Source organism: Actinoplanes sp. CA-131856, from assembly GCF_050956135.1.
Classification (GTDB): Bacteria; Actinomycetota; Actinomycetes; order Mycobacteriales; family Micromonosporaceae; genus Actinoplanes.
Genome location: NZ_CP191849.1, coordinates 5,884,918 through 5,898,152, shown reverse-complemented (window position 1 = coordinate 5,898,152; position 13,235 = coordinate 5,884,918). Strand labels below are relative to the sequence as shown.

Below are 13,235 nucleotides of genomic sequence, written 5' to 3'. Positions count from 1 at the left end.
AAGATTGCATACATCCATGGCGAGGGGGGTTCGGTGCGGGCAGCGGCGGAGCAGGCGGCGCAGACGTTGCGGGAGGAGATCCTCGCGGGGGTCATCCCGTCCGGGGCGCGGCTGGGGGAGGTGGAGCTCGCCGGCCGGCTGTCGGTGAGCCGCACGCCGATCCGTGAGGCGCTGACCCGGCTCGCCGCCGAGGGGCTCGTCGAGATCCAGCCCCACCGGGGCGCCCGCGTCGTGAGCCGCTCCGACGAGGAGCTCCGCGAGATCTTCGAACTTCGACTGCGGCTCGAGCCGTACGCCGTTCAGCAGGCCGTACCAGCGCTCAGCCCCGAGCAGCTCGACGACCTCGACGCGCTCGCCACCGAGATGATCGAGGCCGGGGACCGGGACGCCCTGGTCGAGCTGAACCGCCGCTTCCACAGCATCTTCATCGAGGCCGCCGGGTCGCGCCCGCTGGCCGACGCGCTGCGCGGCGTCACCCACGCGCCGGTCGTGCACCAGAACTTCCACAACTACTCGCCGGAGGCCCTGCGGCGCAGCCTGAACCACCACGTGGAGATGGTGGCCGCGGCCCGCGCGGGTGACGGGGAGTGGGCCGAGGCGGTGATGCGCGCCCATCTGTACAACGCGCGCGCCACGATGATCAGGGCCGGCGCGGACAGGGCCGGCGGGGACAGGGCCGGCGCTGACAGGGCCGCGGGCGCGGTGGGAGGCCGTCGATGACGCTGCCTCTGGACGATCTGCGGGTGGTCGAGTTCGGTCAGCTGCTGGCCGGGCCGTTCTGCGGTCAGCTGCTCGGCGACTTCGGGGCCGAGGTGATCAAGGTGGAGGACCCGGCCAAGGGCGACCCCATGCGCGAGTGGGGCCGGGAGAAGCCGCACGGCAAGTCGCTGTGGTGGCCGGTCGTGGCCCGCAACAAGAAGTCGGTGACGTGTGATCTCCGGAAAGCGGAGGGGCAGGCGCTGATCAGGCGGCTGATCGAAACCGCCGACATCCTCGTCGAGAACTTCCGGCCCGGCACCCTGGAACGCTGGGGCCTGGCCCCGGAGACGCTGTGGAAGACCAACCCCGGCCTCGTCATCACCCGCGTCACCGGCTACGGCCAGACCGGCCCCTACGCGAGCCGGGCCGGTTTCGGCTCGATCGGCGAGGCCATGGGCGGCATCCGCTACGTCATGGGCGAGCCCGACCAGCCGCCCGTTCGGGCCGGCATCTCGCTCGGCGATTCGCTCGCCGCGACGTACGCCTGCCTCGGGACCTTGACCGCCATTCATCACCGGACGAGAACGGGGCGCGGCCAGATCGTCGACTCCGCCATCTACGAGGCCGTGCTGGCCATGATGGAGTCCCTGCTGCCCGAGTGGGCCGTCGCCGGCTATCAGCGGGAGCGCACCGGCGCCACGCTGCCCAACGTCTCGCCCAGCAACGTCTATCCGACCGGCGACGGCGACCTCATCCTCATCGCGGCCAACCAGGACAGCGTCTTCGGCCGGCTCGTCACCGTCATGGAGCAGCCGGGCCTGGCCACCGACCCGCGGTACGCGACGCACGGCGCGCGGGGCGCCGCCATGGCCGAGCTGGACACGCTCATCGCCGAGTGGACCTCCACCCGCAAGGCCGAGGATCTGCTCACCGCCCTTCACGCGGCGGGCGTGCCAGCCGGGCGGATCTTCCGGGCCAGGGACATGTTCGCCGATCCGCACTTCGCGGCCCGGCAGGCGATCGTGACCGTGCCCCACCCCGACTTCGGCGAGCTGCCCATGCAGAACGCCACGCCCCGCCTGTCCGAGACGCCGGGCCAGGTGCGCTCGGCCGGGCCGGCGCTGGGCGAGCACAACGACGAGATCTACGGCGGCCTTCTCGGCCTCGGCGAAACGGAGCGCGCGAACCTGCGCAAAGAAAAGATCATCTAAGGAGGACCATGTCCTATCGGCTCGGCGTAGATGTGGGCGGCACGTTCACCGATGTGCTGCTGGTCGACGAGGAATCAGGTTCGACGTGGCGGGCGAAGACCGCCTCGACGCCGAGCGATCAATCAGTCGGTGTGCTGAACGGCATCGACAAGGTCTGCGCCGAGGCCGGTGTGGACCGGACGGTCATCCGGCACGTCCTGCACGGGACGACGGTGGCCACCAACGCGATCCTCGAGCGTAAGGGCGCCACGGTCGGGCTGGTCACCACCGAGGGTTTCCGGCAGGTGCTCCAGATCGCCCGCTCGTTCGTGCCGGGCGGCCTGGCCGGCTGGATCATCTGGCCCAAGCCGGAGCCCCTCGCCGAGCTGGAGAACACGGTCGAGGTCCCGGGCCGCATCGCCAGCGACGGCACCGTCATCACCGAACTGGATGAGCGGAAAGCCCGAATCGCCCTCCGCAAGCTGAAAGATCAGGGCATAGAGGCGCTGGCGATCTCCTTGATCAACGCCTTCGCCAACGACACGCACGAGCGTCGGCTCGCCGAATGGGCGGCCGAGGAGATTCCCGGCATCGAGGTTTCGATGTCCAGCGTCGTCCTGCCTGAAATGCGGGAATATGAGAGAGCCTTGACCACTGTGGCCAACGGCTACGTACAGCCGCAGGTTGCCCGATATGTCGCCAACCTGTCCAGCAAGATCAACGTCGATCTGTCCATCCTGCGGAGCGACGGCGGGCTGGCGGCGGCCACCGCGGCCACCGCCGCGCCGGTCACCATGCTGCTTTCCGGGCCGGCCGGCGGCGTCACCGGGGCGGTCTGGGTGGCGGAACAGTCCGGCCACAAGGAGCTGCTCACCTTCGACATGGGCGGCACCTCGACCGATGTGGCACTGGTCCGCGAGGGCCAGGCGCGGATCGGGCGGGAGACCAAGGTCGGAGATTTGACCGTACGGGCCTCGGCCGTCGACGTCCGCACGGTGGGCGCCGGAGGCGGGTCGATCGCGCATGTGCCCGAGCTGACCCGCGCCCTACGGGTGGGACCGCAGTCGGCCGGGGCGGAACCGGGCCCCGCCGCGTACGGCAAAGGCGGCAACGCACCCACCGTGACCGACGCCAACGTTGTGCTCGGCTATCTGCCGACGGCCCTGGCCGGCGGCGAGATCACGCTCGACCGCGAAGCCGCCCGCGCCGCCGTCCAGACCGTGGCCGACGCCATGGGACTGCCCAGCGTGGAGGCGGCCGCGGCCGGCATCGTGGACATCGTCAACGAGAACATGCTCGGCGGCCTGCGCCTGGTCAGCGTGCAGCAGGGCTACGACCCGCGGGACTTCGCGCTGGTCGCCTTCGGCGGCGCCGGTCCGCTGCACGCCAACGCCCTCGGCAAGCTGACCGGGGCCTGGCCGGTGATCGTGCCGCCCTCGCCCGGAGTGCTCTGCGCGCTGGGCGACGCCACCACCTCGGCCCGCGACGAGGCCGCCCGCACCGTCCTGCGCCGCCTCGGCGACCTGACGCCGGACGAGTTCACCGCGATCTTCGAGGAGCTGGCCGAGACCGCCTCGCGCCGCCTCGACGCGGCCCGGGTGACCTACGCGGCCGACGTCCGCTTCGTCGGGCAGGGCAACGAGCTGGCCGTGACCGTGGAGCTCGGCGAGGGCCCGGCCGGCCTGGCCGCGCGGTTCGACGCCGAGCACGAGCGGCTGTTCTCGTTCACCCTCGACGTCGACCACGAGCTGGTCAACGCGCGGGCCACCGTGACCGGAGAGCGCCCGCGCGTCACGCCGGTCCATCTCGACAAGGGCGACGGTGACCCGTCGGCGGCGCGAGTGGGGGAGACCCGCGTCTACGTCGACGGCGAGTTCGTCGGCGCCGCCCTCTACGACCGTCTCAGGCTCAAGGCCGGTGACGTGGTGAACGGACCGGCGATCGTCACCGAGATGGACTCGACCACGCTCATCCTTCCCGGGCACGCCGCGGTCACCGATCCCAGCGGCAGCCTGCTCATCCGTCCCGCCGAGAGCCTGGAGGGCTGAGCCGTGGCGCGTGTCATCGAGACCACCACCGGCGATCTTCTCAAGACAGAGGTCGATCCGGTCACCCTCGACCTGGTCGAGAACGGGCTGCGCAACGCCCGCTACGAGATGGACGAGGTGCTGTTCCGCACCGCCCTCTCGCCCGGCATCCGGGAGCAGCACGACGAGTTCCCGCTGATCGCCGACCCGGCCGGGCGCATGGTGGTCGGCCAGTTCGGGCTCTCCATCCCCGATTTCCTGGCCGGTTTCGCCGGTGACATCGGCGAGGGCGACGTCCTGCTGACCTCCGACCCGTACGCCTGCGGGGCGGCGATCAGCCACGCCAACGACTGGCTGGTCGTCCTGCCGGTCTACGTCGAGGGGAGGGTCGTCGGATGGGCGTCGATGTTCGGGCACATGTCCGACGTCGGCGGCAAGACCCCGTCCTCGATGCCGACCGACGCCAAGACCATCTACGAGGAGGGCGTGGTCATTCCGCCCTTCAAGCTGTACGACGGCGGGCGGCTCAACGAGGACGCGCTGCGCATCATCCTCAACCAGGTGCGGGTGCCCGACTGGAACCGGGCCGACCTCAACGGGCTGGTCGCGGCGTGCCGGACGGCCGCGCGGCGGGTGCGGGAGATGTGCGCCCGGTTCGGCGTGGCCACCTATCTCTCGGCCCTGGACGCCCTGCTCCAGCGCAACTACGACGCCATGAAGACCCTGCTGCACGTGGTCTTCGAGGAGGGGCGCACCCTCTCGTTCACCGATTACATCTGCGACGACGGGGTGGGCTTCGGGCCGTACGAGCTGAAACTGTCCCTGACCCGGACCGGCGACCGGGTGCATCTCGATTTCAGCGGCTCGTCACCCCAGGCGATCGGCCCGGTCAACTATTACCTGAACGAGAACCTGGCCCGGATGTTCTTCGGCATCTACATGATCACGGTGGCCGATCCGCAGATCCTGTGGAACGACGGCTTCTATCCGCTGATCGACGTGACCATTCCCGACGGGTCGTACTGGAAACCGAGGCACCCGGCCGCCCTGAACGCCCGCAACCACGGCATCGGGCGGGTGTTCGACCTGTTCGGTGGCCTGTTGGGACAGACGAATCCGGCCCTGCTGAACGCGGCCGGATTCTCGTCCTCGCCGCATTTCATGTATTCCGGTAACTATTCCTCGGGCGACCGCAAGGGCGAATGGTTCCAGCTCTACTCGATCGGTTTCGGCGGCATTCCGGGACGGCCGCTGGGCGACGGGCCGGACGGGCATTCGCTGTGGCCGAGCTTCGTCAACATCCCGTGCGAGTTCCTCGAGTCGTACTATCCGCTGCGCATCGAGAAATGGGAGACGGTGGCCGACACGGGCGGGGCCGGCCTGCACCGGGGCGGCAACGGCGTCGACGTCGCCTATCGCTTCCTGGAGCCGGGGACGATCGCGATCCACGACGACCGCTGGCTCACCTATCCGTGGGGCGTCAACGGTGGCCGGCCGGGCGCCCGCGGCCGCAAGTGGATCGACCGGGCGGGCGGGGAGCGCGAGGTGCTGCCCAGCAAGTGCCACGACGTGCCGGTGCGCCCGGGCGACGTGCTGCACTTCGTCACCTGGGGTGGCGGCGGCTGGGGTGACCCGCTGGCCCGCGACCCGGAGCTGGTGGCCAAGGAGGTGCGCCGCGGCCTGGTCACCCGCGAGGGCGCCCGCCGCTACGGCGTCGTGGTCGACGAAGCCGGGCGGGTGGTGGCGGGGGAGACGGCGAAGCTGCGCGAGGACGACCGGGGCGAGCTGCCGGTCTTCGACATGGGGCCGCCGCTCGACGAGATCCTGGCCCGCTGCGAAGAGGAGACGGGCCTGCCGGCTCCCCGGAGGCCCGTCTGGACATAGCTTCCTACGAGGTTGCCGGGTCGCTGATCAGCATCTCCGGGTGGCGGCCCAGGAAGGCCGGCAGCTTGTCCTCGGCCGTGGCCTTGAACAGGTCACGGGTGGCCTCGTTGACGCCCTCGCCGCCGTTGACCGCGGCGAAGGTGCCACCGTTGGTCTTGATCGGGATCAGGTCGCCGGCCGCGAGGCCCTTCATGCCGAAGATGAAGTCGGTGACCGCGACGCCGTGGGTGTCCATCTTCAGCGACGTGCCGGCCGCGGCCAGGATCTTCGAGACCTTCGTCGGGTTGCTGATGACGCCGCTGCTGGTCGCCTTCTTCATCATGGCCCGCAGCAGTTGCTGCTGGTGACGCTGGCGGTCGTAGTCACCGTTCGTCGAGTGCCGCAGGCGGGAGAACTCGAGCGCCTCCCACGGCTTCATGTTGCGGCAGCCCTTCTCGAACCACAGCGCGTTCTTCGGCGGCGACTTCGGGTCGGCGCCGTGGGCGTACTCGATCTTGCCGTTGTTGACCAGGTAGTGGCTGGACCACATGCGCTTGTCGACGCACATGTAGACGCCGCCCATGGCCTCGAGGATGCCCTTGAAGCCGCTGAAGTCGATGACCACGACGCCGTCGAACTCGATGCCGGTCAGCTTGTTCACGGTCTTGGTGGCGAGCTTGGCGCCGCCCTGCCAGCCCTTGCCGTCCTTCGACCCGTTCGCGTAGGCGCCGTTGATCTTCTCGGTCGAACCCCGGAAGCCGAGCTCCTCGTCGGCCGGGATGTCGACGATCGTGTCGCGGGGGATCGAGATCATGTACGCCTGGTCGTGCTTGGCCGTGACGTGCAGGATGATCATCGTGTCGGAGCGGGACAGCTCGCCCTTCTCCTCCCAGCCGGTCCGCGTGTCCAGGCCCAGCATGAGGATGTTCATCGCGCCCTCGGGCATCTTGCCCGCGGCCACCGCCTTGTTGCTCAGGCCGGCCGAGTCGAGAACGCTGGACGTTGTCTGGATGTTGCTGGTGAGCTGGTTGAGAAAGTACTTCACCGAGACCAGGCCGCCGCCGCCGACCACGAGCAGAACGGCGCCGAACGCCGTCACCAACTTGGTCCATAACGGTAGTTTGCGACGTCTCGGTTTCTTTTTCTTACCGCCGCCGGAGCCGCCCTGCGGCTGCCGCTGCCCTCGTTCCCCCAACGTGGCCTGTCCCGGCATAGGTGTCGAACTCCTCACTTTTTGGCCATAGCCTCCGTGAGGCCGCGCTCGTCGCCAGACAGAACAGATATATGGTCGCGAACGGTTAGTCAACCCGCTTGATCACTTCTCGACGCGGCGTGATTCCGCGGCGACTTTCGGATTCATAATATCGACGATTCGTAGCCTGGCGAGGGCGCAGAGCGAGCGGTCCTCACCGGGGTACGTTGATCTCGGGACCGCCCGCCGGCGAGCCCGCGCCGGCCGCGTTCACCGAGGCCACCGCGATGGCGTAGTTGTGCCCGCTGGTCAGGCCGGTGAGGGTCGCGCTCAGGCCATTGGTGCGGACGCTGGCAACGAAGGCATTCGGATCCGCCCGGTCCATGTAGTAGACGACGTAGCCGCTGACGGTGTCGCTGTAGAGGCCGGTCGCCGGGCTCCACGAGACGGTGAGCGAGCCCGGACCGGGCGAGGTGGTGATGTTCGGCGGCCCGTCCGCGGTCAGCGGGTTGGCCGTGACCGAGGCGACCGGCGAGGCCGGCCCGGTGGAGATGCCGCGGTTGGGCAGCACGCGGAACTCGTAGGTGAAGCCCCGCACCAGCCACCCGGTGTCCCACTCGTCGCCCGGGATCGGCAGCGGCAGCCGCTGCCACTGCTGGCCGCTGTCCTTGATCCGCTGCTCGAACCAGTAGCCGCCGGCGCCGAAGCTGTGACCCCAGCTCACGTGCACGCCGGTGCCGGTCGCGGTGGCCGTGATCGAGGCCGGCGCGGCCGGGCTGAGCAGGTCGGGTCCGGAGGTGGCGGTGAACGGGCCGCCGACGCCGAAGGTGCCGGACAGCACGGTGGCGAACGCCTTGGCGATCTTGTGTTCGCCGGAGCCGTTCGGGTGCAGCCCGTCGTAGGCGTCGAACTGCCATTGGTAACTCGACGCGATGTCGGCCAGGGCGACCGGCGACGCGGCCGTGCTCACCGAGGCCAGCGCGGCCGGCAGCTTGCCGTTGTACTCGTTGATGATCGAGTCCAGTTGGGGCAGCTGGGCCAGCGGCTCCCGGCGCACCACGTTGGCCACGATCACCCTGATGGCCGGGTTGGCCGCGCGGGCCTGGGCGATCAGGTTCTTCATGTCGCCGATCAGCCCGTCCGGGTTCGACACGCCCCACCCGAGGTCGTTGAAGCCGAGCTCGACCAGCAGATAGTCGGGCCGATAGGTGGCCACCTGTCCTCTGATGTCACCCATGGCCTGGTGCGCCTGCCGTCCCCACTGGGCGAAGTGGGCGCTGTCGAAGGTGAGGTGGTTGCGGTACGCGCCGTTGAAGACCGGCGGGGCCGGCACGGTCGGGAAGCCGTCGGGCAGGTCCGAGGGGACCCGGGTGGTTCCGGTGTACGGCCCCACGAAGTCGGCCGCGGCGCCGCCGGTGGCCAGGTGCTGCCAGAGGCGGTAGCGCCAGGTGTAGTCGCCCTCCAGGCCCTGGCTGATCGAGTCGCCGACCACCATGATCTTCCGCGAGCCCGAGCCGATCATGAACGACTCCTCGGCCGACGCGTACGGCCCGCTGACCGGTGCCGTGGTCTGGCTCCCCGACACGTCGTAGACGACCGACTTGGCCGCGAGGACCTGGTTCCACTGCGCCGCGGTCGGCGTGTAGCTGGTGGCGGCGGTCGTGACGGTGAACAGGACCGAGCCCGTATATCCGCTGCGCACCCGCAGCGTGAAGCTGTTGTTGAGGTGACCCGGGATGCCGCCCGCGGTCCACCGGAACGGCACCAGGGCGTTGCTGATGCTGTCCCGCGGCTGGAGACCCCGCGGCGCCATGCCGTGTGTCTCCAGGATCCGGCGGGCGGCCTGCACCTCGCTCGGGCCGCGGCTCGCCGTGATCGCGGACCAGGCCGCGCCGAAGGTGGTGGCGTTGGCCGAGTCGAGCCGGTTCAGGATGTCGGCCAGGCCCCACTGCACCGTGTCCTTGCCGCCGCTCACGTCGTCCTCGATGGTGTCGAAGAGATCCCAGAGCGCCCGCTGCACGGCCAGTTCGCTGTCGTCGCCCTTGGGCGCGCACTCGCCGGACGGGTCGTTGGTCTCGATGTTGTAGTCGACCGTGCCGGGGGTGTTGTGCGGCGGTCCCGGCCGGTCGTCGTAGACGAGGCCGCCGGCGTTCGGCACGGGCGGCAGCGGCACGCTGGCCAGCGCGGCCAGCCCGTAGAAGGTGGCCCACCCCTCCGACCAGGCCAGGTCGAGGCCGGCGGCCTTGCCACGGCCCTCCTGGCCCCAGGCGTTGTCGCAGATGTCGTGGTCGCCGCCGTCGTTCGGGCCGTTCAGCCCGGCCTGGGTGGCGACGATGTGCCCGGACTCGTGGGCCAGCACGTCCCAGTCGAAGGCGTCCTCGCCGCAGTAGGCGCCGTCGCACATGGTGTCGCCGCCGCTCATCCAGATGTTCCCGGCCCGCGCGAACGAGTTGGCCTGGCCGGACGGATAGAAGACGACGAGCGCCGGCTGCCACGACGACTTGCGGACGCTCTGGTAGAAGCCGCCGACCGTCCGCAGCGCGTCGAAAAGCGCGAAGGCGCGGCCGGTCACCGAGAAGTAGTCCACGTTGACGGTGATGCCGCTGACCGTGGCGCCGGCGGTGACCGGGAAGACGGCGCTGTAGGCCACGTAGTTGTCGGCGCCGCCGGTCGTGTCGACCTCGCCGAAGGTACCGGCCGCGGTGACCCGGATGCGGTAGTCGCCGGTGGTCAGGGTGGCTGAGCTGAACGAGAAGGCGCCGCCGTCGGACGCGTAGGTGGTGCCGTGCTCCTGGCCGGTGGCGGCGACCAGCTGAACCCGGGCGCCGCGGATCGGTCGCTGGAGGTTGGCCAGGTCGCGGTAACTGATCGAGCCCGTGACCGTGGTGGCGGCGGCGAGCGAGGCCCGCTGTGTGCCGGGGCTGCCGGGGGCCTGGTGCAGGCGGGCGCGCCGCGCCTCGAACTCGGTGGCGGTCAGGCGCCCGTCGTCGCGATCGGCGGTCAGGGCGGCGTCGTCGAGAAGGCCGTAGGAGCCGGCGGAGATCAGAGCGTTCTTGTACGGCCGGACGGCCAGGAACCCGGTGTCGGCGCCGGGCAGTGGCTGGGCGACCAGGCCGAAGTCCCCGGCGCCGGTGGCCGGGATGGTGAACAGGACCCGTACTGCCCGCCCGGCCCTCAGCGCCTCGAGCGGCCGGGCGACACGGGCCAGTTCCTCGTCACCGCGGTAGGCGGTCAGGCGGATCTCACCGGCGGGCCGGGCCACGAGCGGGCGCAGCGTCACCTCGAGGCGGCGACCGGGCGCCAGCGCGAGCCCGATCTCCATGGTGCCGTGCCCGGCCTTCGCCGCTTTCGCCGCGGCCGTCGGTGCGGTGGTGGCCGTCTCCACCACCACCGCACCGCTCAGCGCGAGCAGCACCGCCATCGTCGTGTGCCACCAGCGCATCCCCAGCCCCCGTCCCGTGAATACCTGCGGGTAGCCTCGCCGCCCGCTGTTGTGGGATTGTTGTGGCTCGATGTCTCCCGGGGGAGCCGCGTGATCGAGTTCCGGCTGTTGGGCCCGGTCGAGCTGTGGGTGGACGGCCGGCGCCTGGAGACAGGGCAGCCCCGCCAGCGCGCCGTCCTGGCCGTCCTGGCCGCCGACACCGGCCACGTGGTCGGCACCGAGACCCTGATCGACCGCCTGTGGGGCGACACGCCCCCGGCGACGGCCCGCCGCTCGCTGCACGCCCACGTGACCCGGGTCCGGCGCGCCCTCGACGAGGCGGGTGGGCGGGTCGCTCTGCGCCGGCGCGCCGGCGGCTACCTCCTCGACGCGCCACCGGCCGTCGTCGACCTGCACCGGATGCGCGATCTGCTCGGCCACGGCCGCCGCGAGGGCCTCGCCCCCGGCGAGAGGGCGGGGCTGCTGCGCGAGGCGGCCGGGTTGTGGCGCGGGGAGCCGCTGACCGGGATCGCCGGTCCGTGGGCCGACCGGATGCGCCAGAGCTGGCGGCAGGAGCGTCTCGACCTGATGCTGGCCTGGGCCCGGGCCGAGCTCGCGGTCGGCGCCACGGGCGAGGTGATCCGGCGTCTGTCCGAACTGGCCGACGACCATCCGCTGGCCGAGCCGCTGATCACGGAGCTGATCCGGGCCCTGCACGGCGCCGGGCGATCGGCCGAGGCCCTGGAACGCTACGCCGGGTTCCGCCGCCGCCTCGGGGAGGAGCTCGGCGTCGATCCCGGCCCCGAGTTGCAGACGCTGCACATGCTTCTGCTGCGTGGGCCGGCGCCCGCTCCGACCGGGGTCGTGCCCGCGCAGCTGCCGGCGGCGGTCGCCGGGTTCGCCGGGCGCGCGACGGCCCTGGCCGAGCTCGACCGCCTGCTCGGCGGAGGCGGCCCGGCGGTGATCGCCGCGATCTCCGGGCCGGCCGGGGTCGGCAAGACCTCGCTCGCGGTGCACTGGGCGCACCGGGTCGCGAGCCGGTTCCCGGACGGCTGCCTCTATGTGAACCTGCGCGGGTTCGACGCCGGCGGCCAGGTGCTCGATCCGGGCGAGGCCCTCCGCGGATTCCTCTTCGCGCTCGGCGTGCCACCGGAGCGAACGCCGTCCACATCGGAGGCGCAGGCCGGCCTCTATCGCAGCCTGCTCGCGGGCAAGCGGATCCTGATCCTGCTCGACAACGCCCGCGACGCCGGCCACGTCCGGCCCCTGCTGCCCGCGTCCCCGTCCGTGCTGACCGTGGTGACCAGCCGCAACCACCTGACGCCGCTGCTGGTCACCCACGGCGCGCAGCCGATCGGGCTGTCCGCCCTCCCCGTCGCCGAGGCCCGCGAGCTGCTCGCCCACCGCCTCGGCCCGGGCCGGATCGCCGCCGAACCGGCCGCCGCGGCCGCGATCGTCACCGCCTGCGCCGGTCTGCCCCTCGCCCTGGCCATCGTCGCCGCCCGCGCCCGTCACCACGGGCACTCCCTGGCGGCGTCGGCCGGCGAGCTGGCCGGCGCCCGCCTCGGCGCGCTCGACGCGGGCGACACCGCCACCCGTGTCGAAACGGTGTTCTCCTGGTCCTACGCCGCGCTGAGCCCTTCCGCGGCCCGGCTGTTCCGCCTGCTCGGCCCGCTTCCGGGCCCGGACCTCTCGGCCGTGGCGGCGGCGAGCGCCGGCGGCCGGCCGCTGCCCGAGACCCGGCGCTATCTGGCCGAGCTGGTCCAGGCCAGCATGCTCACCGAGCCGTCGCCGGGCCGCTACTCCTTTCACGACCTGCTGCGCGCCTACGCCACCGGGCTCGGCCACTCCGGCGGCGCGGCGGGGCGGCTGATGGATCACTACCGGCACACCGCCTGGGCCGCGACCATGCTGCTCGACCCGGCGCAGGACCCGCTCGACCTGGGCGAGCCGGCGGCCGGGGTCGCGCTGGAACCGCCGGCCACCTATCAGCAGGCCATGGATTGGTTCGCCGCCGAGCGGGCCTCGCTGCTGGCGGCGATCGCGATGCCCAGCTTCGACACCGGGACCTGGCAGCTGGCGCTCAGTATGGTGACGTTTCTCGACTGGCGGGGCCACTGGCACGACCTGGAGGCCGTGGGGCGCCTCGCGGTCGCCGCCGCCGGCCGTGGCTCCGACGCGGTGGCGCTGGCCCGGGCGTACCGGAATCTCGCCGTCGCCCACCTCGGCCTGAACCGTTTCGACGAGGGCGAGGCGGAGCTCCATACGGCGCTGGAGACGAGCACCGCCTGCGGCGACGTCGTCGGCCAGGCGTTCGCCCACAACAGCCTGGCCGCCCTGCACGACCGGCGTGACCGCCCCGACCTGGCGCTGCCGCACGCCCGCCGGTCCCTGGAGCTCTTCGAGGCGGCCGGTCACCGCGTCGGCCAGGCCAACGCCCTGAATTCGGTCGGCTGGTACCAGGCCCTGCTCGGACACTACGAGGACTCGGTGGTGTCATGCCGCCGTGCGCTGGCTCTGCTGGAGGAGCTCGGCGACCGCTACGGCGAGGCGCACACCTGGGACAGCCTCGGCTACGCCGCCCACCACCTGGGCCGCCACCATGACGCCCTCGACTGCTACCAGCACGCCGTCGCCATCTTCCACGACCTGGGCGACCGCTACCAGGAGGCCGACACCACGGCCAAACTCGGCGACGCCCACGAGTCCGCCGGGGACCCCGACGCCGCCCGCGCCGCGTGGGAGCACGCCTGGAAAATCCTCACCGACCTCGGCCATCCGGACGCGGCCGCCCTCCACGAGAGGCTCTTCCCTCCACAAAGGAGTTGACCGCGGCGCGCCCG

7 protein-coding genes are annotated in these 13,235 nt (G+C 71.5%); 5 read left to right on the top strand and 2 right to left on the bottom strand.

The features are described from left to right. Window positions 1-33: 33 nt before the first annotated feature. Genes ACQP2X_RS27330 through ACQP2X_RS27315 form a run of 4 tightly spaced genes read left to right on the top strand, consistent with a single transcriptional unit; the run spans window position 34 to window position 5,800 of the window. A complete protein-coding gene (locus ACQP2X_RS27330) occupies window positions 34-720 on the top strand; it encodes a GntR family transcriptional regulator (protein WP_498686643.1) in 687 nt (228 codons plus the stop codon). Next, a complete protein-coding gene (locus tag ACQP2X_RS27325) occupies window positions 717-1,910 on the top strand; it encodes a CaiB/BaiF CoA transferase family protein (protein ID WP_498686642.1) in 1,194 nt (397 codons plus the stop codon). Before ACQP2X_RS27330 ends, ACQP2X_RS27325 begins: the two co-directional genes overlap by 4 nt. Before the next feature lie 8 nt (window positions 1,911-1,918). Further along, on the top strand, window positions 1,919-3,937 hold the full coding sequence (locus ACQP2X_RS27320; protein WP_498686640.1) for a hydantoinase/oxoprolinase family protein: 2,019 nt from the start codon (window positions 1,919-1,921) through the stop codon (window positions 3,935-3,937). 3 nt (window positions 3,938-3,940) lie between these two features. Then, window positions 3,941-5,800, top strand: coding sequence for a hydantoinase B/oxoprolinase family protein (locus tag ACQP2X_RS27315; protein WP_498686638.1), 1,860 nt, complete (start codon window positions 3,941-3,943; stop codon window positions 5,798-5,800). A gap of 4 nt (window positions 5,801-5,804) precedes the next feature. Here ACQP2X_RS27315 and ACQP2X_RS27310 read toward each other — a convergent pair whose 3' ends face one another. Next, on the bottom strand, window positions 5,805-6,878 hold the full coding sequence (locus ACQP2X_RS27310) for an LCP family protein (RefSeq protein WP_498686636.1): 1,074 nt from the start codon (window positions 6,876-6,878) through the stop codon (window positions 5,805-5,807). A gap of 307 nt (window positions 6,879-7,185) precedes the next feature. Further along, window positions 7,186-10,413 (bottom strand): GDSL-type esterase/lipase family protein, encoded by a 3,228-nt coding sequence (locus tag ACQP2X_RS27305; protein ID WP_498686633.1) that lies wholly within the window; start codon window positions 10,411-10,413, stop codon window positions 7,186-7,188. A 90-nt stretch (window positions 10,414-10,503) separates the two neighbouring features. Here ACQP2X_RS27305 and ACQP2X_RS27300 point away from each other — a divergent pair, with 90 nt between their 5' ends. Then, window positions 10,504-13,221, top strand: coding sequence for an AfsR/SARP family transcriptional regulator (locus ACQP2X_RS27300; protein ID WP_498686632.1), 2,718 nt, complete (start codon window positions 10,504-10,506; stop codon window positions 13,219-13,221). Window positions 13,222-13,235 lie beyond the last annotated feature (14 nt).

Excerpts from the sequence above, each read along its gene's own strand:
- ACQP2X_RS27325 (WP_498686642.1), top strand. The coding sequence starts at position 717 with ATGACGCTGCCTCTGGACGATCTGCGGGTGGTCGAGTTCGGTCAGCTG.
- ACQP2X_RS27320 (WP_498686640.1), top strand. The coding sequence starts at position 1,919 with ATGTCCTATCGGCTCGGCGTAGATGTGGGCGGCACGTTCACCGATGTG.
- ACQP2X_RS27305 (WP_498686633.1), bottom strand. The coding sequence starts at position 10,413 with ATGCGCTGGTGGCACACGACGATGGCGGTGCTGCTCGCGCTGAGCGGT.